The sequence below is a fragment of the Alterirhizorhabdus solaris genome (assembly GCF_007785815.1).
GTDB classification, from domain to species: Bacteria; Pseudomonadota; Alphaproteobacteria; order Sphingomonadales; family Sphingomonadaceae; genus Alterirhizorhabdus; species Alterirhizorhabdus solaris.
In genome coordinates this window covers 1-19,977 of the sequence record NZ_VNIM01000052.1, presented here as the reverse complement: position 1 = coordinate 19,977, position 19,977 = coordinate 1, and the positions used below count along the sequence as shown (strand labels likewise).

General features: G+C 71.0%; 15 protein-coding genes, 1 tRNA gene and 1 pseudogene. 10 read left to right on the top strand and 7 right to left on the bottom strand.

The annotated features are described in order from the left end of the window. Positions 1-10: 10 nt before the first annotated feature. Positions 11-829: a shikimate 5-dehydrogenase gene (locus tag FOY91_RS13030; protein ID WP_145152589.1), complete on the bottom strand. Its 819-nt coding sequence runs from the start codon at positions 827-829 to the stop codon at positions 11-13. A 122-nt stretch (positions 830-951) separates the two neighbouring features. Here FOY91_RS13030 and FOY91_RS13025 point away from each other — a divergent pair, with 122 nt between their 5' ends. From FOY91_RS13025 to lexA, 5 genes and pseudogenes are all read left to right on the top strand, one after another. Then, on the top strand, positions 952-1,650 hold the full coding sequence (locus tag FOY91_RS13025) for a pirin family protein (RefSeq protein ID WP_145152586.1): 699 nt from the start codon (positions 952-954) through the stop codon (positions 1,648-1,650). Positions 1,651-1,760: 110 nt separating this feature from the next. Further along, positions 1,761-2,555, top strand: coding sequence for an indole-3-glycerol phosphate synthase TrpC (gene trpC, locus FOY91_RS13020; protein WP_145152583.1), 795 nt, complete (start codon positions 1,761-1,763; stop codon positions 2,553-2,555). Continuing rightward, positions 2,552-3,037, top strand: a complete 486-nt coding sequence (moaC, locus tag FOY91_RS13015) for a cyclic pyranopterin monophosphate synthase MoaC (protein WP_145152580.1) — start codon at positions 2,552-2,554, stop codon at positions 3,035-3,037. The genes trpC and moaC overlap by 4 nt, the downstream gene beginning before the upstream one ends. Continuing rightward, positions 3,034-4,218: a molybdopterin molybdotransferase MoeA gene (locus tag FOY91_RS13010; RefSeq protein WP_145152577.1), complete on the top strand. Its 1,185-nt coding sequence runs from the start codon at positions 3,034-3,036 to the stop codon at positions 4,216-4,218. Before moaC ends, FOY91_RS13010 begins: the two co-directional genes overlap by 4 nt. 76 nt (positions 4,219-4,294) lie before the next feature. Next, a pseudogene (gene lexA / locus FOY91_RS13005) lies at positions 4,295-4,951 on the top strand (transcriptional repressor LexA); the annotation flags it as partial. A 1,008-nt stretch (positions 4,952-5,959) separates the two neighbouring features. On the opposite strand, the gene FOY91_RS13000 reads toward lexA, so the two are convergent. Next, complete coding sequence (locus FOY91_RS13000) at positions 5,960-8,263, bottom strand: ComEC/Rec2 family competence protein (RefSeq protein WP_238995673.1); 2,304 nt, start codon at positions 8,261-8,263, stop codon at positions 5,960-5,962. A 120-nt stretch (positions 8,264-8,383) separates the two neighbouring features. Between FOY91_RS13000 and gltX the strand changes: the two genes are divergently transcribed. Beyond that, on the top strand, positions 8,384-9,823 hold the full coding sequence (gene gltX, locus FOY91_RS12995) for a glutamate--tRNA ligase (RefSeq protein WP_145152572.1): 1,440 nt from the start codon (positions 8,384-8,386) through the stop codon (positions 9,821-9,823). Between the two features lie 43 nt (positions 9,824-9,866). Further along, positions 9,867-11,150, top strand: a complete 1,284-nt coding sequence (gene gltA, locus FOY91_RS12990) for a citrate synthase (protein ID WP_145152569.1) — start codon at positions 9,867-9,869, stop codon at positions 11,148-11,150. Positions 11,151-11,184: 34 nt separating this feature from the next. Here the strand turns inward: gltA and FOY91_RS12985 are convergent, their stop codons facing one another. The 3 genes from FOY91_RS12985 to FOY91_RS12975 are packed head-to-tail and all read right to left on the bottom strand — an operon-like array spanning position 11,185 to position 14,859. After that, on the bottom strand, positions 11,185-12,522 hold the full coding sequence (locus FOY91_RS12985; RefSeq protein WP_145152566.1) for a sensor histidine kinase: 1,338 nt from the start codon (positions 12,520-12,522) through the stop codon (positions 11,185-11,187). Then, positions 12,519-13,634: a DUF2336 domain-containing protein gene (locus FOY91_RS12980; RefSeq protein ID WP_162527228.1), complete on the bottom strand. Its 1,116-nt coding sequence runs from the start codon at positions 13,632-13,634 to the stop codon at positions 12,519-12,521. The genes FOY91_RS12985 and FOY91_RS12980 overlap by 4 nt, the downstream gene beginning before the upstream one ends. A 10-nt stretch (positions 13,635-13,644) precedes the next feature. Further along, positions 13,645-14,859, bottom strand: a complete 1,215-nt coding sequence (locus FOY91_RS12975) for a hypothetical protein (protein WP_145152560.1) — start codon at positions 14,857-14,859, stop codon at positions 13,645-13,647. 137 nt (positions 14,860-14,996) lie between these two features. Here FOY91_RS12975 and FOY91_RS12970 point away from each other — a divergent pair, with 137 nt between their 5' ends. Next, on the top strand, positions 14,997-17,285 hold the full coding sequence (locus tag FOY91_RS12970; protein ID WP_145152557.1) for a coiled-coil domain-containing protein: 2,289 nt from the start codon (positions 14,997-14,999) through the stop codon (positions 17,283-17,285). A gap of 51 nt (positions 17,286-17,336) precedes the next feature. Here the strand turns inward: FOY91_RS12970 and FOY91_RS21700 are convergent, their stop codons facing one another. Together FOY91_RS21700 and FOY91_RS12965 are read right to left on the bottom strand one after the other, a co-directional pair. Further along, positions 17,337-17,483: a hypothetical protein gene (locus tag FOY91_RS21700; RefSeq protein WP_162527227.1), complete on the bottom strand. Its 147-nt coding sequence runs from the start codon at positions 17,481-17,483 to the stop codon at positions 17,337-17,339. A 67-nt stretch (positions 17,484-17,550) separates the two neighbouring features. After that, positions 17,551-17,624: transfer RNA gene (locus FOY91_RS12965), tRNA-Cys, on the bottom strand. Between the two features lie 200 nt (positions 17,625-17,824). On the opposite strand from FOY91_RS12965, the gene FOY91_RS12960 reads away from it, so the two are divergent. Together FOY91_RS12960 and FOY91_RS12955 are read left to right on the top strand one after the other, a co-directional pair. Then, the gene (locus tag FOY91_RS12960) at positions 17,825-18,484 is read left to right on the top strand and encodes a protein-L-isoaspartate O-methyltransferase family protein (protein WP_145152554.1); all 660 of its coding nucleotides are present in this window, start codon (positions 17,825-17,827) and stop codon (positions 18,482-18,484) included. 17 nt (positions 18,485-18,501) lie between these two features. Beyond that, positions 18,502-19,977: TolC family outer membrane protein (locus FOY91_RS12955; RefSeq protein WP_145152551.1), on the top strand; the 1,476-nt coding region annotated here is incomplete at its 3' end.

Here is a 19,977-nt window from a genome sequence, read left to right as displayed (position 1 = left end):
CGGCACCGGCTTACGGCGCGGCACGGGCGAAGGCGGCAGCCTCGGCCACCTGCGCGGGCGTGGGGGTGGCGCCGGTGTAGAGTATGAACTGTTCCAGCGCCTGCAGCGTCGCCACCTCGGTGCCGGTGATCGCGCGCGCGCCGGCCGCCGTCGCCGCGCGCAAAAACGGGGTTTCGGGCGGATACTGCACCGCGTCCAGGGCGATCCGGCAGGTCGCGATCATCCCCGCCGGGAAGGCGAGCGCCCCGGCATCGGCGCCGGTCATGCCGAGCGGCGTCACGTTCACCAGCAGCGGCGCGCCCTCCCTCGGCGTCGCCTGCCAGCGATAACCGTAGAGATCGGCCAGTGCCCGCCCGGCGGCCTCGTTGCGCGCCACGATCGTGCCGTCGCGCAGGCCGTTGCGGTGCAGCGCCGCCGCCACCGCCTTGGCCATGCCGCCCGATCCGTGCAGCACGAAGCGGGTGGCGGGGTCGATCCCGGCGGTCAGCGCGACCACGGCGGCATGATCGGTATTGTGCCCGGTCAGCACGCCGCCGTCGTTCACGATCGTGTTGACGCTGGCGATCGCCGCCGCCGAGGGGGCGAGGCCGTCGAGCAGCGGGATCACCGCCTCCTTGAACGGCATCGAGATCGCGCAGCCGCGTACGCCCAGCGCGCGGATGCCGCCGATCGCGCCCGGCAGATCGGTAGTGGCAAAGGACTTGTAGACGAAGTCGAGGCCGAGCAGGTCGTACAGCCGGTTGTGGAAGCGCGAGCCGTAGTTGCCCGGGCGCGCCGACAGCGACATGCACAGCCGCGTATCGCGCCCGATCGGTGGCCTGCCCGTCATCCGTTCCTCCGTGGCGATCGCGCGTTCCTACCCCCCTGCCCGTGGGCGGCGCCAGCACCTATATCGGCGTCAACCCCGGCGGACGGCGCTTGCGCCCCGCCGCATCGACAGGAGCCCGTAGCATGATCGACCTGCGCCCTTTCGCCAGCCTCGGCGGCGCCAACCACGGCTGGCTGAACGCCAAGCACCACTTCTCGTTCGCCGACTACCATGATCCCGCGCGGATGAGCTGGGGCAAGCTGCGCGTGTGGAACGACGACGTGATTGCGCCGAACAGCGGCTTTCCGCCGCATCCGCATCGCGACATGGAGATCATCACCTACGTCCGCGAAGGCGCGATCAGCCACCGCGACAGCCTTGGCAACAGCGGCCGCACCGGCGCGGGCGACGTTCAGGTGATGAGCGCCGGCACCGGCATCACCCACGCCGAGTTCAACCAGGAGGATGTGGCGACCACGCTGTTCCAGATCTGGATCCAGCCGACCCGCTCCGGCGAGAAGCCGGGCTGGGGCGCGCGCCCGTTCCCCAGGGGCGAGCGCGCCGGCAGGTTCGTGGTGCTGGCCAGCGGCTTCGACGACGATACCGACGCGCTGCCGATCCGCACCGACGCGCGTGTCGTGGCCGCGACACTGAAGGCCGGCGACACGGCGGAGTACCCGCTGGGCCGGGATCGTCGCGCCTATCTGGTGCCCGCCACCGGCGCGGTGGAGATCGACGGCACGCGGGTGAACGCCCGCGACGGCGCCGCGATCAGCGACGAGGACGTGCTGCGGGTGACGGCGATCGAGGACAGCGAGATCGTACTGGTCGACGCGGCGTGAGGCCGGGGCCGCCGGGTATCGCGCCCGGCGGCCCGATCGCCCTGTCCGCGACCGTACCCTCGCGCCACGGCGACTTGGCAATCCGAGCCGGGCGCGGCAAGGCAGGCGTGATGAGCAACAGACTGACCGAGATCCTCGACACCAAGCGCGGCGAGGTGGCCGCACGCAAGGCCGCCACCCCATTCGCCGATCTGGCGACGCGCGCGCGTGCCGCTTCGCCCCCGCGCGGTTTCCGCGCCGCGCTGGATGCGAAAGTGGCGGCGGGCGGCTTCGGCCTGATCGCCGAGATCAAGAAGGCCAGCCCGTCCAAGGGGCTGATCCGCGCCGATTTCGATCCCCCCGCCCACGCCCGCGCCTATGCGGCCGGCGGCGCCGCCTGCCTGTCGGTGCTCACCGACGTGCCGTATTTCCAGGGGTCGGACGACTATCTCGTCGCCGCCCGCGCCGCCTGCTCGCTGCCGTGCCTGCGCAAGGACTTCATCGTCGATCCGTGGCAGGTGACGGAGGCACGCGCACTGGGCGCCGATGCGATCCTCATCATCGTGGCCGCGCTGGACGACGGCGCGATGCACGAGATCGAGGCCGCCGCGCTCGATCTGGGCATGGACGCGCTGGTGGAGGTGCACGACGCCGCCGAGTTCGAGCGCGCGCTCACCCTGAAGTCGCGCCTGATCGGGGTGAACAACCGCGACCTGCGCGATTTCTCGGTCGATTTCGCCCGCACCTACGAACTGGTCGATCACGCCCCGCCGGGCTGCACCTTCGTCGCCGAAAGCGGTCTCGGCACCAACGCCGATCTGCGGGCGATGGCGGACCACGGCGTCTCCTGCTTCCTCGTCGGCGAATCACTGATGCGACAGGCCGATGTCGAAGCCGCCACCCGCGCGCTGCTGGTGGGCGCATGACGGGCCTCACCCATCTCGACGCCGAGGGGTCGGCGCGCATGGTCGACGTCTCGGCCAAGCCGCAGACCGCGCGGGTGGCGGTGGCCGAGGGGCGGATCACGCTCTCGGCCGAGGCGCTGGACGCGATCCGCGCGGGCAGCGTGAAGAAGGGCGACGTGCTGGCCGTGGCCCGCGTCGCCGGCATCATGGCGGCCAAGAAGACGGCCGACCTGATCCCCCTGTGCCACCCGCTGCCGATCGCCGCCGTCTCGCTCGATCTGGCGCTGGAGGAGGGCGCGATTCGCGCCGTGGCCGAGGTGTCGACCAGCTATTCCACCGGTATCGAGATGGAGGCGATGACCGCCGTCTCGGTGGCGCTGCTGACGATCTACGACATGGCCAAGGCGCTCGATCGCGGCATGACGATCGGCGGCGTGCGGCTGCTGGCGAAATCCGGCGGCCGCTCGGGTGACTGGCGCGCCCCCGCCGACGACCGGCCGTGAGCCTGCTGCCCGTCGCCGAGGCGCAGGCGCGCATCCTCGCGCTCGGCCGGCCCGTGTCGGTGGAGACGGTGCCGCTCGTCGCCGCCGCCGGGCGCTATGCCGCCGAGGACGTTGCGGCGCTGCGCACCCAGCCGGCGGCCGACCTGTCCGCGATGGACGGCTATGCGCTGCGTTTCGCCGAGCTGCCCGGGCCGTTCACCGTGGCGGGCGAGAGCGCGGCGGGCGGCGGGTTGGGCCGCGCGCTCGCCCCCGGCGAGGCGGCACGCATCTTCACCGGCGCGCCGGTGCCGGCGGGTGCGGACGTGGTGCTGGTGCAGGAGGAGGCCGCGCGCGACGGCGATCGGCTGACGCTGAACGGCGAGGGGCCGCCCCGCCCCGGCGCGCACATCCGCATGGCGGGCAATGACTTCGCTACGGGCCACGTGCTGATAGGCGCCGGCGCGCGCCTCACCCCGGCACGGATCGGCCTCGCGGCGGTTGGTGGGCACGGTTCGTTGGCGGTGCGGCGGCGGGTGCGGGTTGCGCTGATCTCCACCGGCGACGAACTGGTGCCGCCGGGCGCGCCCGCCACCGGCGTGCTGCTGCCTTCCTCCAACGCGCCGATGCTGGCCGCGCTGCTGGGCGCACTGCCGGTGGACGTGACCGATCACGGCATCGTGCCCGATACGCTGGAGGCGCTGACCGCCGCCTTCATTCGCGCGGCCGACGCTGACATCGTCGTCACCACCGGCGGCGCCTCGGTCGGCGATCGCGATCTGGTGCGGCCGGCGCTGGCGGCGGCGGGCGCGACGATCGATTTCTGGCGGATCGCGATGAAGCCGGGCAAGCCGCTGCTCGCCGGATCGCTGGGCGACACGGTGATGCTGGGGCTGCCGGGCAATCCGGTCTCCGCCTTCGTCACCGCCACGCTGTTCCTGCTGCCGCTGGTGCGGGCGATGCTCGGCGCGGCGTTGCCGCTGCCCGTGACGACCCGCGCGACGCTGGGCGGGCCGTTGCCGCCGACCGGCCAGCGCGCCGAATATGTCCGCGCCACGACGGGGCCGGACGGCGTGACGCCGCTGTCGCAGCAGGACAGCGCGGCGCTGGCGGGGCTGGCGATGGCGGACGCACTGATCGCCCGGCCGCCGTGGGCCGGCGCGGCGGCGGCAGGCGATCGGGTGGAAATCGTCGATATCGCTTGATTTCAAGCGATGCGGCTTGACAGGGCGAGTCGCGTTTCTTAATTGTTCCTTGTTCGTTCCCCGTGCGAGGTTCATCATGCTGACCACCAAGCAACATGAACTGCTCTGCTTCATCCACGATCGCCTTGCCGCGAGCGGGGTGTCCCCCTCGTTCGAGGAGATGAAGGCGGCGCTGGACCTGCGCTCCAAGTCCGGCGTGCACCGGCTTATCAGCGCACTGGAGGAACGCAGCTTCATTCGCCGCCTGCCCAACCGCGCCCGCGCGCTGGAAGTGCTGAAGATGCCGGAGCGGGCACCCGAGGCGAAGCCGGTCAAGACGCAGGTGCGAACGGCGACCTCGCTGCCGGTTGCCGCCAACGACGTGGTCGAACTGCCGCTGCACGGTCGCATCGCCGCCGGCATGCCGATCGAGGCGATGGAGGGGCAGACTTCGCTGTCCGTCCCCGCCGCGCTGCTCGGTCCGGGGGAACATTATGCGCTGGAGGTGGCGGGCGATTCGATGGTCGAGGCCGGCATTCTCGATGGCGATTATGCGCTGATCCTGCGGACCGAGGCGGCGCATGACGGGCAGATCGTCGTGGCGCTGATCGACGACGCCGAGGCGACGCTGAAATATTTCCGCCGCGAAGGCAGCATGATCCGGCTCGATCCGGCCAACCGCGCCTATGATCCGCAACGCTACGCCCCCGCGCAAGTACGCGTTCAGGGGCGACTGGCGGGGTTGCTGCGGCGGGATTTATACGACGAGTTGCGTGACATCGCCGCGTCAGACCGGGATTGCGGGTCAGGCGGTCGTCTTGATAGGTTGAAGTGGCAAACTATCTGTCGGTTGCCGACTAAGCCTTATTGATCCGAGACGCGGAAGCAAACCACACGTCCAAAATCGGTATGATAGGCATTTGACGCGGTCGTCATGTCGGTCGAGTGCCACAAGGCGACGTGTCGTGGGAAAATAGTTGCGTCGGGCATTTCCAGCCTGCGCGAAATACCCGCGAGTGATGCCGGAGTAGCGTGAGCAGACCCGCCGCATCGATAGGCCGTGCTACCACGCCCGTTTCCAGCGTCAGGACCAGCCATACGGCATTGCCCGGATTTTGCGCGGTGCCCGGCAGGAAAGGACGAGCCTGCCAAGACGCTCGACATCGTCACCGGCGCCGCCGCCCCCGCGTTTCATAACCGCCGCATCGGGGGATCGCCCGCATCGAACATCGTCAGTCTCCCTCCCCCGCGGGTCCGGTCACGCTTGGTTGTGCGGATGGCAAGAGCAAGACATGCCCGTCGCCAGAGCGGTCGGCTTCAAGGCACCCGTCGCGACCATTTGGGCGCCGACGTTGCCGTGACCCTCTCCAACAAGATCATCTCACCACAAGTGGCCGGTCTCTCGATTGCCGTCGCTGGCAGGGCCAGCGGCAAGGTTTACCTCGCTGCCCGAGCACCGCGAGCGCCACGAAGCTGAACGTCGCCGGACAGGTGCAATATCGGTCCAGAGAGCAGGTTGCGCGCGGGCCGAACCAGAGGACGCGTCAAGCTTGGGCGTGCCTCTTGCCTCCGTCGTTATCCGGCACCCGCTCTTTGGTGATCCGGTACCGGCGAACGTCGACCTTGGACGATCGGAGAAAGCGACAGCAAGCATCGGGTCCACCCCATAATGCCGAGATTGCAAGCCGCCGCCTATAGGGCGGGGATCATCGCGTCGAATGCGTTCCCGGCCTCGCCGCCCCCTGCGCCCGGATCGGTTTCACTATCGATCACCGGCGTGCAGCCACTCTTGTCCACCTGACAGACGCGATGGAACGTCCTTCACCGCCGAAGCCGCCGAAGAAGCCGCCGCATCGGACCGGCGCACGCTGGGACCACGCCGCTCACCCCGCCACGCCCGATGCGGTCTTGCCGGCAACGGGCCGAACAAGGACCACGGATGGCCGTTCGCCGTCGCTGCGACCGTCTCGATCCGACCCGGCGCCAGCGCGATCGCAAGTCCGCCGGTTTCGGCCAGCAGCACGCGGTCGATCCGCAGCCAGCGCGGGCGGCAGGTGCGCGGCAGGCGGCGTTCGCTGACGACGATGTCGGCGCCCGCGCACGCCAGGTTCATCGCGGCGATATCGACCAGATAAGGTGAGCGGGTGGCAAGTACGCGCCAGCGCCGCCCGCCGCGCACCACGTCGAACACGCACAGGTCGGCGCCGCAGCGTGCACCGGGCAATGCATCGATCGTGCCCGCCTCCCCGATCACGCCGGACGTTTCGCCGAGCATGTCGCGCACGTAATCGCCCGCCCGCTCGCGGAGCAGCGAGAGGTGCCCATCGTTGCCGCGCACCGCCAGATGGCGCCCATCGCCGGTGACGAGCAGATCGGGCGGCGGCGTCGCCAGCGTCCAACCCAGGCCGATCGCGATCGGCAACCAGCCCAGCGCCCGCACCCGCGTGCGCCACAGCGCCAGCCACAGCCCGCCGAGCGCCATCAGCGCAAAGGCGCCGTGCGGCATGGAGGGCAGCGCCGTCACCGCGCCGGGCAGGTCCGCCACATGGTGCGCGATCGCCAGCAGCAGCGCGAGCGAGCGGTCGGTCAGCCACCATGCCGGCGCGCCCAGCCCGATCGGGTCGAGCACCAGCGCCAGCGCCTCCAGCGGCATCACCACGAAGGTGGTGAGCGGGATCGCGACGATGTTGGCGACCGCGCCGTACAGGCCGGCGCGGTGAAAGTGGAAGATCGCGATCGGCATCAGCGCCAGTTCCACCACCAGCCCGGTCAGCAGCAGCGAACCGAGACCGCGCGCCAGCCGCCGCGCCCGGCTTTCCTCGGCCGGGCCGAACATCCCCCGCGTCCACGGATGCTCGTGCAACGCGACGATGGCGGTGACGGCGGCGAAACTGAGCTGGAAGCTGGGGCCGGCGATCGATTCCGGGCGGAACAGCAGCACCACCAGCGCGCCCGTCGCCACCAGCCGCAGGGTCATCGCCTCCCGGCCGATCACGATCCCGCCCAGCACCAGCAGCGCCGCCACGCATGATCGCACCGTCGGCACTTCCGCCCCGGCGATGAAGGTATAGGCGATGCCGGCGAGCGCCCCCGCCCCCGCCGCGATCACGAGCAGCGGCGCGCGCAGCGCGAGGCGTGGGCTGAGTGCCAGCAGCCGCAGCGCGAGCAGCATCACCCCGCCCACCACGGCGGTCACGTGCAGGCCGCTGACCGACAGCAGGTGGGCGAGGCCGGAGCGGCGCATCGCCTCGGCATCATCCTCCGGGATCGCGCCCTGATCGCCGGTGGCGAAGGCGGCGGCGATCGCTCCTTCAGGCCCCGGCGCGGCGGCGCGGATGTGCGCGGAGAGCCGGTTGCGCAATCCCCCCAGCCATTCCCAGAAACCGTGCCCGCGTGGCCCGGCGTCGACGATCCGCACCGGATCGAGCGCGCGGCCGGTGGCGCCCAACCCCTGGAACCACGCGACGCGCGCGAAATCATAGGCGCCCGGCACCGCCGCCGGGGCGGGCGGCATCAGCCGGGCGCGCAGAGCCACGCGCGCGCCGGTGGCGAGGCCGGCGGGCATCTTGTCCTCGTCCACGTTCACCCGGAGGCGGGGCGGCAGCCCGGCAGCGCCATCGGGGGCGAGCCGCAGCCGCACCATTCCGCGCGCCGGCTGCGGTTCCACCGCCTCCACCCGCGCCTCGAACCGCGCCACCTGCGGTCGCGCCAGCCGGGGCGCACGCACCTGTTCCGCCCGCAGCCACACGATGCCGCAGCCGAGCGCGAGAAGCAGCGCCAGCCAGACGCCGGTGCGCGGCAGCCGCCCGCCGCCCGGCGCCATCGCGCAGGCGCAGGCGAGGGCCGCCATCAGCAGGATGAAACCGGCCCATTGCGCGCTGCCGGCCAGCACGAACCAGGCGGTGATCCCGCCGCCCAGCGCCACCGGCAGCCACAGCGGCAAATGGTCGCGCTCCGCATCCAGCCAGCGTTCCGCACCCGCGACGAGGCGGCCGGACGCTGCGGCCACCGTGGTTTGTCGGCGGCCGGGGGCCATGCTAGGGGCGGTGCCGAACAGGCCGGGCATCTGGCCTTCGTAGTGCGGTTTCGGATCGAGCGGAACCGCCTTGCGGCATCATCGCGAGACGGCGGCGCGCCGGGCGCCGGACCGGATCGATACCCAGGGAGCATCGGGTTGGGCGCAGGCGTGGCAACGGGCGGACAGGTGGTGACGCGGTTCGCGCCCTCCCCCACCGGCTTCCTTCACATCGGCGGCGCGCGCACCGCGCTGTTCAACTGGCTGTTCGCCCGCGCACAAGGCGGCAAATTCCTGCTGCGGATCGAGGATACCGATCGCGCGCGTTCCACCCAGCCCGCGATCGACGCCATCCTCGACGGAATGCGCTGGCTGGGGCTGGACTGGGACGACGAGGCGGTGTTCCAGTTCGCCCGCGCGGACCGCCATGCCGAGGTGGCGGATACGTTGCTGGCCAACGGTCACGCCTACAAATGCTTCGCGACCGCCGAGGAGCTTGAGTCGATGCGGGCCGAGCAGAAGGCGAACAAGCAGCCGATGCGCTACGACGGCCGCTGGCGCGACCGCTCGCCCGACGAGGCACCTGCGGGCGCGCCTTTCGTGGTCCGGCTGCGCGCGCCGCGCGAAGGGGCCGTCACGATCGAGGATCGGGTGCAGGGCGCCGTCACCGTCCAGAACGCCGAACTGGACGACATGGTGCTGCTCCGGTCGGACGGCACCCCCACCTACATGCTGGCGGTGGTGGTGGACGACCACGACATGGGCGTGACCCACGTGATCCGTGGCGACGACCATCTCAATAACGCCTTCCGCCAACTGGCGCTGATCCGCGCGATGGATGCGGTGGAGGGCGGCTGGCCCGATCCTGTCTATGCCCATGTACCGCTGATCCACGGAGCGGACGGGGCGAAGCTCTCCAAGCGCCACGGCGCGCTGGGAGTGGAGGCCTATCGCGACGAAATGGGCATCCTGCCCGAGGCGCTGAACAACTATCTGCTGCGGCTTGGCTGGGGGCATGGCGATGCCGAGATCATCAGCCGCGAGCAGGCAACCGAATGGTTCACGCTCGACGGGATCGGCCGGTCCCCGTCCCGTTTCGATACGAAGAAGCTGGAGAACCTCAACGGCCATTACATCCGCGAGGCCGACGACACGCGGCTGGCGACGCTGGTACTGCCGGCCGTCATCGCGCAGGCGGGGCGTGAAATCGGGCCGGACGGCGCGGAATTGCTGCGCCGCGCCATGCCGTTCCTGAAGCCGAGGGCCAAGGATCTTCGCGATCTGGCCGATGCCTCGGCTTTTCTCTTTCGCACCCGCCCATTGGACATGGACGAGCGCGCCGCTTCGCTGCTAGACTCTGCGGGTATCGACCTGCTGGCAGCAGTGGAGCGAGCGATCGCGGGTGTGGACGACTGGAGCGCGACGGCGCTCGAGGCGGCCGTGCGAGCGGTCGCGGAGACGGCGGGGCTGGGCCTCGGCAAGGTGGCGCAGCCGTTGCGTGCGGCGCTGACCGGCCGGACGACCTCGCCCGGCATATTCGACGTTCTGGCTCTCCTCGGCCGCGAGGAAAGCCTTGGTCGCTTGGCCGACCGGCTGGCGGCAACGAACTGACCCTTACCGGGTTATGATCCTCATCAAGATGGAGTGAGAGCATATGGGGGAAAGCGCCAAGGTCGAAGTCGGCGGCAAGGCCACCGATTACAGCGTCCGTTCGGGCACCATCGGTCCCGACGTGATCGACATCCGCAAGCTGTATGCGAACACCGGCGCGTTCACCTTCGACCCCGGCTTCACCTCCACCGCGAGCTGCGAGTCGAACATCACCTATATCGATGGTGACGAAGGCGTCCTGCTGCATCGCGGCTACCCGATCGACCAGCTCGCCGAGAAGTCGAGCTTCATGGAGGTGGCGTACCTGCTGCTGAACGAGGAGCTGCCGAGCAAGGCGGAACTCGAGAACTTCACCTACACGATCAGCCGCCACACGATGCTGCACGAGCAGCTTTCCACCTTCTATCGCGGCTTCCGTCGCGATGCGCACCCGATGGCGATCATGTGCGGCGTGGTTGGCGCGCTTTCGGCCTTCTACCATGATTCCACCGACATCGCCGATCCGCACCAGCGGATGATCGCCAGCCACCGGCTGATCGCCAAGATGCCGACGATCGCGGCGATGGCCTACAAATATTCGATCGGCCAGCCGTTTCTCTACCCGCGCAATGACCTGAGCTACACCGGCAACTTCCTGCGCATGACGTTCGGCGTGCCGGCGGAGGAGTATGTCGTCGATCCGGTGATCGAGGATGCGATGGACAAGATCTTCATCCTCCACGCCGATCACGAGCAGAACGCCTCCACCTCCACGGTGCGGCTGGCAGGGTCGTCGGGCGCCAATCCGTTCGCCTGCATCGCGGCCGGCATCGCCTGCCTGTGGGGCCCGGCGCATGGCGGCGCCAACGAGGCGGCGCTCAACATGCTGCGCGAGATCGGCACGCCCGACCGCATTCCGGAATATATCGCCCGCGCCAAGAACAAGGACGATCCGTTCCGCCTGATGGGCTTCGGCCACCGCGTGTACAAGAACTTCGATCCGCGCGCCAAGGTGCTGTCCAAGGCGGCGGGCGAGGTGCTCGACAAGCTGGGCCGCAACGATCCGGTGCTCGACACCGCACGCGAGCTGGAGCGGATCGCGCTGAGCGACCCGTATTTCATCGACAAGAAGCTGTACCCGAACGTCGATTTCTATTCGGGCGTGATCCTCTCGGCGATCGGCTTCCCGACGACGATGTTCACCGTGTTGTTCGCGCTGGCCCGTACCGTCGGCTGGGTGGCGCAGTGGAACGAGATGATCTCGGATCCCGAGCAGAAGATCGGCCGTCCGCGCCAGCTCTACACTGGCCCGGCCAAGCGCGACTACGTGGCGGTCGGCAACCGCTGAGGCTGCTTCCCCTCCCCCCGCGGGGGAGGGGACATCACGCGATCGGCAGCGTCAGGATGAAACGCGCGCCCCTGCCGGGCGCACTCTCCAGCGCGATGTCCCCACCCATCGCCCGCGCCAGTCGACGGGAGATGTAGAGGCCAAGGCCGGTGCCGCCCGGCTCGGACGCATCGACCCGCTCGAACTTCTCGAAGATGCGCGCCTGATCTTCGGGCGCGATTCCCCGTCCCTGATCCGCGACGATCACCCTCGCCCCCTGCCCGGCACGCTCGCAGCGTACCCACAGCGTGCCACCCTCGGGCGAATAGCGTACGGCGTTGCCGATCAGGTTGACCAGAATCTGCAGTACCCGGCGAAAATCTCCCGAAGCGGGCAACATCTGGCCCTCGCCGGGCCGGTCGATCCGCACGCTCCGGTCACTGGCGCGCACGCCGAGCAGCGCGGCGGCGCGGCGGGCCACGTCGGCCAGATCGATCGGCCCGGGCGCGATGCGGAAATCGGGGCGCTCGATCGCCTGCAGGTCGACCAGATCGCCGACCAGCGCGAGCAGGTGCCGCCCGGCGGTGGCGATATCGGCGGCATAGGTGGCATAATCCTGCCGCAGCGGGCCATCGGCATGCGAGCGGATCGTCTCGGCGCTGGCGACGATCCGGTCAAGCGGCCCGCGCAACGCCGCATCCAGCCGCTGGCCGAAAGCGTCGCCGTCGATCGCATCGCCCGGCACGAGCCGCGCGGGCGGGGCGAGCAGCACGGCGCTACCGCGAAACCCGGCGAAGCGGTTCGCCCCGTCTCTCATCGGCAGGCCGGACAGGCGCACGCGCCGATCACCGCCCGCAATCGTGGCGATCTGGTTGTCGAACCGGGTTTGCGTCGCCAGCGCATCGAGGATCGGCAGCGCCCCGGCTGCATCCGGCAGCAGGGTGAACAGGCGGGTGAGGGGATCGCCGACCGCCGCCATGCCCGCCGGCACCAGCGCGGTCAGCTTCAGCGCGGCATCGGTCGTCCACGTCCAGTCGGCATCGGCCCGCAGGAAGTCGTTTTCCCGCACCGACGCGTCATCGGCCGATGGCAGCAGGCTCGCCCGGTCGTTCCAGCCGCCGATCGCCAGCCGCACGTCCTGCCCGTCGGGCGTGGCGCGCACCCACAGGTCGAGGTCGCCGTCCGCCCCGGCCACCACCACCCCGCGCGACACGATGATGCCGAGGCGGCGGGCGAGCCGGACGATCGCGGCAAGCGCGGGCGGTGCCAGCACGCCGCTGTCGCTGCCGCCCGCGCCCAGATGCAGCGCGGCCAGCGGCGGATCGGCCGAGACCAGCCGACCGGCAGCGTCGACCAGCCCATGAACGGCTGCGTTCGTAGCGGTCGTCGTCATGGCTGCGGCCGCGCGGCGATCTCGGCGATCGCTTCCAGATAGGCGGGGTCAAGACGCCACAGCGAGATCGCCGCCGCCGCCCGCCGTGGCGTGATCGCGTCATAGCTGTCGAGCCGGCCGGCCAGCCCCTCGTCGTCCGCGCCGGCGGCAAGGCGCTGGACGATGTCGGCGGCGGCGACAGCGGGGAAATCGGCCGCGCGGCACAGCAGCAGCAATCGCGTGGGGTCGGGATCCAGCATCATCTCCCACGCGGCCGCAAACCCGACCCCGCCGGCTACCGCCAGCAGGGCAGCGGCAAACCCCGCCTCCCCGGCGGCGATCGCCGAAACGGCGAGCCCGCCATCGAGCCGGCCGGCCGCTGCAACCGCGCGTGCCAGCGCGAGTGCCAGTCCGGCCGGGGTTACCCCCTCGTCATAACCGGCGAGCGCGGCCCCGGCGGCGTGCGCGATCAGCGGATCGATGTCGATCCCGGCCAGCCCGTGCCGCGCGATGGCCTGTGCGCGCAGCGTGGCGGCGACCCGCCAGACGAGGCGGTGCTGCACCTCGGCCGGCAGCATCGCCGCGCCCGCCGCCGGCAGGCCATCGCCGACCGGATCGATCGCGGCCAGCGCCCGCGCGGCGGGGGCGATGGCCGGATCGGTATCGGTCGCCAGCAACGTCGTCGGCACTGGCGGTGCCTGCCCGATGGCCGCATCGCGGTCGCGGTCGCGGCGCAGACGGGCGACGAGGCGCCGCTCCGCCGCCCGCTGCGCCAGCACCGCCACCAGCGCGGAATCACCCCGCGCGCCGGCCTGTTCGGCGACGGAACCGGCGATGGCGGGATCGGGCGTGGCCAGTGCATGGGCCAGCAGCGGCGCCGCCGCCGCCGCCGCCCCGGCCAACCGCATACGCAAATCCGCCTCGACCTGCCCGACGAGCGTCGTCAGGAGGCCGGCGATGGCGACGCGATCGTCGTCGCGCAGGCGCGCGTCGGCCGGCATGAACAGGTCGGCGGCCACCATCGCCTGCCGCGCGCGGAAGCGCAGCGCGACCTGCGCCGGATCGGTCGCCAGCCAGTCGATGGCGGAAGGATGGTCGGCAGCGGGCATGGCCGCGTGGTAGCCGAGCGACATTAACAGCCGGCTAAGTCCCGCTCGTGCCGGCAAGGCGGGCGAGGCGGTGTTGCACGAAGGCGAAGGAACCGGCGGCATAACTGGCCACCAGCGCGATGCCGCCCAGCCAGCTTCCGGCGATGGCGGCGGGCAGGAAGGCCCAAACCAGACCGTCGAGGCTCGCCAGCCAGATCGGCGGCGGCACGGGATCGAACCGGGCGAGGATCGCCGCCTCGCGTCGCAGCGCCAGCATCGCCGCAGGCACGATCGCAGCGAGCAACGTGCAGCCCCAACCGGCGGTGGTCGCCAGATCGGCGGCGAGCAACAGCAGCGCCAGCGTCGCGCCCAGCGCACGGGCAGCGGTCAGTGCCCCCGCCCGCGCGATCGTGGCGAGGCGAATGTCGGCCAGCCGCGTCGCGATGGCGGCGACCGGGCCGGACAGCAGCAACAACGCCAGCGCCGTCCAGCGCCAGCCATAAAGCGCGAACGGGATCGCCAGCAGCGCCAGCGCGGCCGCGCCCGCCGCCAGCGCGACGGGTGCGATGCCTCGCCGGATCAGCGGCAGCGCGACGAGATCGACCAGCGGCGGGAACAGGAACCGGCCCGGCCAGTCCGCCGCCGGCCCGCGCGCGGCGGCCACCACCGCGCGATCAAGCGTCTCGGCCTCCGTCCCGCCCTCGGCGATGGCGAGGAGCGCATCGCCTTCCTCATAGACGGCGAGGCGCGCCGCCCCTTCCTGCACCGCACGGCGCAGCAGGGTGGATTGCAGATCCCACTCGCCGAGCATCGCCGCCGTCTGCCGCAGGCGGCCGCCGTCGATCAGCAGCAGCCCGCCCCAGCGCGCGGTGGCATCGATCCGCTCGAAGCGGGCATGGTCGGCATCGTCGGGTACGGTGAGCAGCGCGGGCGACTCCGCCTCGGCGACCCGCCGTACCACGTCGGCCCCGGCGATGCCGCCGTCCGCCATCACCAGCAGGGTTTCGTCCGGGTGCACGCGATCGACCGCGTCGGCGAGGCTGCGCGCAATCTCAACCCGCAACCCCTCGCGGCGCAGGCGATCGACCGCGGCGGTCAGCGTGGCGGGCAGCCGTTCGACCAGGATGATGATCGGCCCCGCACCGGCGGCCGCAGCCAGCCGCGCCTGATGTTCGACCAATGTGCCGCCGGCGAGCGGCAGGGTGGCGCGCAACCCCTCGCCGCTCTCGTCGATCGCCCGGCAGGCGGAAATCAGTGCGGCCAACGCCAAGTGGCTCCCCTCATGGCATGGCGATAGGCCGCCCGCGCGCGGTTGCAAAGCCGCCGCGAGCTGCCGCGCGCACGGTTTCGTCCCACCTTGGCATCCCGCCTCTTCCGCCCCCCGGCAAAACTGGTACACCCCGGGGCATGACGACGGGCGCCAGATCGACCGAGCAGTGGCGCGAGCATCGCGCGTTGCTCGAAGCCATTCAACGCGGTGCGCCGGTGGCCGAGACGCCGCCGCCCGCACCGCCGCCGGAAGCGGAGCCCGAGCCGGTGCCGATGCCGCGCGCCGAACGGATCGGTGCGATCGTGCTGGCGGTGCTGGCGCTGCTGTGGATCGCCGCGATCGTGACCGGGCAGCAGGTGGAGGCGGCCCCCGTGGCAGCCATCGCCGTGCAGGTGTCGCTGGCCAGCGGGCCGCTGGCATTGCTCGGCATCGTCTATCTGCTGCTCCAGCGCACCAGCCGCCGCGAGGCGCGCCGGTTCGGCGAGACGGCGGCGGCGATGCGGCAGGAAGCCGCCGCGCTCGAATCGACGCTCGGCCGGCTCGGCACGCGGATCGACGACAATCGCAAGGCGGTGGCCGAGCACGCGCAGGAACTGCTGGCGCTGGGCGAGGATGCCACGCTGCGGCTGGCCGAGATCGGCGCGACGATGCAGCGCGAGACGCAGGCGCTCACCCGCCAGTCCGAACAGCTGGAGGGAAGCGCGACCGGCCTGTTCACCGACATGGGCGTGCTCATCACCGATCTGCCGCGGATCGAGGGGCAGGTGGAGACGCTCGCCACCCGGCTGCGCGACACCGGGCGCGACGCGCACGAGCGGGTGGCGGAGCTGTCGACCGAACTGGGCACGCTGTCCGAGCGGGCGCGCGATGCCGACGAGGTCGCCGGCGGCGCGGCGCAGCGGCTGGCGGCGCATCTCGCCCGGATCGAGAGCATCAGCAACACGGCCGGCGGACGGATCGATTCGGCGGCGGACGGTATCGCCCGCACGGTGGATACCGCGCTCACCAGCGCGGCCGATGCGGTGGAGGCGACGCGCGCCAGCATCGATGCGCAGAGCGCGGCGTTGCTCGCGATGGTCGAGAAGAGCCGCTCTGTCTTCGACGATGCCGGCACCGAGGCGACGGAATCGCTCGAAGGTCGGATCGCCGCCGCGCGCGCGCAGGCCGATGCGCTGGGCGAGCGGCTGGCGAAACATGACGAAACCGGCCGCGCGCTGGTCGCGACGCTGATCGAGCGCGGCGCCGCCTTCGACCGCGCCTTCGCCGACGTCGATGAGAAGGGCGCGGCGCGCGCCGAACGCCTGACCGAGATGCTGCGTAGCCTCGGCGACGAGGCGCGCACGGTGAACGGCACCATCTCGCGCGGGGGCGAATCGGTGGATGCGCTGATCGACCGGGGTGAGCGGCTGCGCGCGCTGATCGAGGAAGCCTCGCACCAGTTGAGCGAGCGTCTGCCCGCGCTGTTCGCCAGCATCGAGCAGGAGGCGACACGCGGCGGCTCGATCATCGCGGCGATGCTGCCGCAGGCGGAGGAAGCGGCCGGCGGGGTCAACAAGGCGATGCGCTCGATCGGGCGGATGGACACGGTCGTCGCCTCGCAGCGCGGCGCGATCGAGGCACTGGCCAGCACCGCTGCCGAGCAGTTCGACCAGCTGGAGAAACGCGCGCGCGATCTCGATGCGCTGCTCGCCGAGACGACGACGCAGGCCGGCACGCTGACCGAGGGCGCGGCGCCGAAACTGGTTGCGGCGCTGCTGCGCGTGCGGGAAACGGCCACGCAGGCGGCGGACTATGCCGGCCGCGCCTTCGCCACCGTGATCGAGGACGCCGCCGCCCGGCTGGGCGAGGAAAGCGCGCGGGCGATGAGCGAGCGCGTGGGCGGTCAGGTGGAGACGCGACTGGCGGAAATCGCCGCGCTGGCCGATCGCGCCGCCGCCGCCGCCGAGGATGCCGGCCGCCGGATCGACGCGCAGATCAACACGCTCGCCACCAGCACCGACCGCATCGAACGCCGCATCGCCGATGCCGGCGGTCACCCGGCGGCAACCAACGACGAGGCCGTATCGAGCCGGGTCGCGCGGCTGATCGACCAGCTCAACTCGATTTCGATCGACGTGCCCAAGCTGCTTTCCAGCGACGTGCCGGATACGATGTGGGCGGCCTATCTGAAGGGCGATCGCGGCGTCTTCACCCGCCGCGCCTCGCGGCTGGTGGATGCGGCGGAGGCAAAGGAGACCGCCCGCCGCTACGAGGACGACACGTTGTTCCGTGAGCAGGTGAACCGCTACATCGGCGAGTTCGAGGCGATGCTGCGCCAGATCCTGTCGACCCGCGACGGGTCGCTGCTGGGGGTGACATTGCTCTCCGCCGACATGGGCAAGCTATACGTGGCGCTGGCACAGGCGATCGAGCGGCTGCGGCCTTGATAGCATGTTCCCCCGCCATCGTTCGCGTGGCGGGGGAATACAGGCGACCCGTTACGGACCTTCGATCAACGGATCCCCGCCTGCACCGTGGTCGGCGTCAGGGTCGGCTGCCGGGGTCAGCGGCGCGGGTCCGGGTTCGTTGGCAGGCGGGCTGCCGGCGGGCGGGGTCTGTTTCGAATCCTGGGGGGTATCGGCCATGCTGTCCTCCTCTGCGGGAGAACATCGAACGCACGATCCACGCTTTTGCGCCATATCGCGCACCGCCTGGAGGCCCGACCGGGAATCGAACCCGGGTGCGAGGATTTGCAGTCCTCTACGTCACCACTCCGCCATCGGGCCTCGATGCGTGGCAGGGCGCGCAAATGGGGCGATTCGGCGCGCTTGTCAAACCCGCAGGGCACAAGGGCGTCCCGGCATCATCCGGGTTGCAGCCCGCCGCCAAGGCTATAGAAGCGAACGCGCGATTTGGTGTATTGCGCGGCTAAGACAGTCGTGCGACGGATCGCATGGTTCATCCAAGTAACAGGCAGAGCGGCCCGATGACGGATCAAGTGCCGGATCATAATTTTGCGGCGATGCGCAGCACGATGGTCTCCAACCAGTTGCGCACGGCGGCGGTGAACGACGCACGGGTGGTGGATGCCATGCGCGTGGTGCCGCGCGAGGCATTCGTGCCGCCGGCGCAGGCCGCCTTCGCCTATACCGATCGCGCCGTGCCGCTGGGTGGCGGGCGCGCGCTCAATCTGCCGATGTCGACCGGGCGGATGCTGACCGAGGCGGCGCCGCTGCCCGGCGACCGCGCGCTGATCGTCGGTGCGGCCAGCGGCTACACGGCCGCATTGCTGGCGCTGCTGGTCGGCTCGGTCGTGGCGCTGGAGGAAGATGCCGCGCTGCCCGCGATCGCGCGCGCCGCGCCCGCCGCCAACGTCAGCGCCGTCACCGGCCCGCTGGTCGAGGGTTGGGCGGCGGCCGCCCCCTATGATCTGATCGTGATCGACGGCGTGGTCGAGGCCATCCCGCCGGCGATCGTGGCGCAGCTGGCCGACAACGGCCGGCTGGTGGCCGGGCTGTTCGATCGCGGCGTCGCCCGGCTGGTGGTCGGCCGTCGCGCCGGTGACGGCTTCGGCACGATCGCCTTCGCCGATGCCGAGGCGGTGCCGCTGCCCGGTTTCGCAAAACCCGCCGTCTTCAGCTTCTGATCGGCGGGGCGGTGGCGATGCGCGGGCTGTTGCTGGCGGGCGTCGCGATGGCGCTGGCGGGGGGCGTCGCGGCCGGGCCGGCCTGCGCCGACACGCTGCGCGAGGCCTTTGCCCGCGTCTATACGACCAACCCCACTTTGGCCGGCGCACGGGCCAACCTGCGCGCCACCGACGAGGATGTCGCCATCGCCCGCGCACCGGGGCTGCCCGATATCGCCGCGAGCAGTTCGTACAATGAATTCTTCAAGCGATCCGCCAACAGCTTCGCCGCGCCGAAACGGTCGTTCGGGGTGAACACGCAGGTTTCCGTGCCGGTCTATGCCGGCGGGCAGGTGCGCAACGCCATCCGCGCGGCCGATGCACGTGTCGATGCCGGACGCGGCCAGCTCCGCTCCACCGAGGCCAACCTGTTCGTCGAGACGACGGCGGGCTACATGGACGTGATCCGCGACCAGTCGATCGTGGAGCTGAACGGCGGCAACGTGCGCGTGCTGGAGACGAACCTGCGTGCCTCGCGCGACCGGTTCGAGGTGGGCGACCTGACCCGCACCGACGTCGCGCAGTCCGATGCGCGGCTGGCGGTGGCCCGCAGCCAGTTGCAGAGCGCGGAGGCGCAGTTGCAGGCCAGCCGCGAGAATTACCTGCGGATCGTCGGTAAGTTCCCCGAAAACCTCGAACCGCCGCCGCCGCTGCCCCCCTTCCCCACCAATCCGGACGACGCGGTGGACGTGGCGGTGGACAACAACCCGGCGCTGGAGACGGCCCGCCAGCAGAGTCGCGCGGCGGAGTATGATATCGGCGTCGCGCGGTCGCTGCGGATGCCGCGCGTCAACGCCGTTCTCAGTGGTGCCTACACCGACTATCTCGGCACGCTGGGCGATACCGGGCTGGGGCAGGTGTTCGTACAGCGCGACAAGACAGCCACCGGCGGCGTGCAGGTGAGCCTGCCGCTGTTCCAGGGCGGGGAGCCGGGCGCCCGCGTGCGTCAGGCGCAGGCACGCAAGAGCAGCACGCTGGAGGCGATCACCCAGACCGAGCGATCGGTGGTGGCCGACACGCGCACGGCCTACGCCCGCCTGCGCGCCTCGGAAGATGTCGTCCGTTCCTCGCTGACGGCGGTGTCGGCCAACGAGCTGGCGCTGGAAGGCACGCGCGCCGAACAGGGCGTCGGCAACCGCATCCTGCTCGACGTGCTGAACGCCGAACAGGAACTGCTCAACAGCCGGGTCACGCTGGTGAGCGCGCGGCGCGACGCCTATGTCGCCGGCTTCGCGCTGCTGGCCGCGATGGGCAAGGCCGAGGCGCGCGATCTGGGGCTGGACAGCGGCCCGCTGTACGATCCGGCGATCAATTACCGCCGCGTGCGCAACCGCATCAACGACTGGGACAGCGACCCCAAGCCGGTGCCGGTCGCCAGCCGCACGGTGGGCCTCAACTCCACGCTGCCATCGGTCGCGCCGGTGCGCGAGGCGACCGATGGCAGCGTGGAGTTG

What these genes read in the sequence shown, in the direction of transcription:
- FOY91_RS13025 (WP_145152586.1), top strand. Translation starts at nt 952, where the DNA reads ATGATCGACCTGCGCCCTTTCGCCAGCCTCGGCGGCGCCAACCACGGC.
- FOY91_RS21700 (WP_162527227.1), bottom strand. Translation starts at nt 17,483, where the DNA reads ATGGCCGATACCCCCCAGGATTCGAAACAGACCCCGCCCGCCGGCAGC.
- trpC (WP_145152583.1), top strand. Translation starts at nt 1,761, where the DNA reads ATGAGCAACAGACTGACCGAGATCCTCGACACCAAGCGCGGCGAGGTG.
- FOY91_RS12980 (WP_162527228.1), bottom strand. Translation starts at nt 13,634, where the DNA reads ATGTCGCTCGGCTACCACGCGGCCATGCCCGCTGCCGACCATCCTTCC.
- moaC (WP_145152580.1), top strand. Translation starts at nt 2,552, where the DNA reads ATGACGGGCCTCACCCATCTCGACGCCGAGGGGTCGGCGCGCATGGTC.
- FOY91_RS13030 (WP_145152589.1), bottom strand. Translation starts at nt 829, where the DNA reads ATGACGGGCAGGCCACCGATCGGGCGCGATACGCGGCTGTGCATGTCG.
- FOY91_RS12985 (WP_145152566.1), bottom strand. Translation starts at nt 12,522, where the DNA reads ATGACGACGACCGCTACGAACGCAGCCGTTCATGGGCTGGTCGACGCT.
- FOY91_RS12970 (WP_145152557.1), top strand. Translation starts at nt 14,997, where the DNA reads ATGACGACGGGCGCCAGATCGACCGAGCAGTGGCGCGAGCATCGCGCG.
- FOY91_RS13000 (WP_238995673.1), bottom strand. Translation starts at nt 8,263, where the DNA reads ATGCCCGGCCTGTTCGGCACCGCCCCTAGCATGGCCCCCGGCCGCCGA.
- FOY91_RS12960 (WP_145152554.1), top strand. Translation starts at nt 17,825, where the DNA reads ATGACGGATCAAGTGCCGGATCATAATTTTGCGGCGATGCGCAGCACG.
- gltA (WP_145152569.1), top strand. Translation starts at nt 9,867, where the DNA reads ATGGGGGAAAGCGCCAAGGTCGAAGTCGGCGGCAAGGCCACCGATTAC.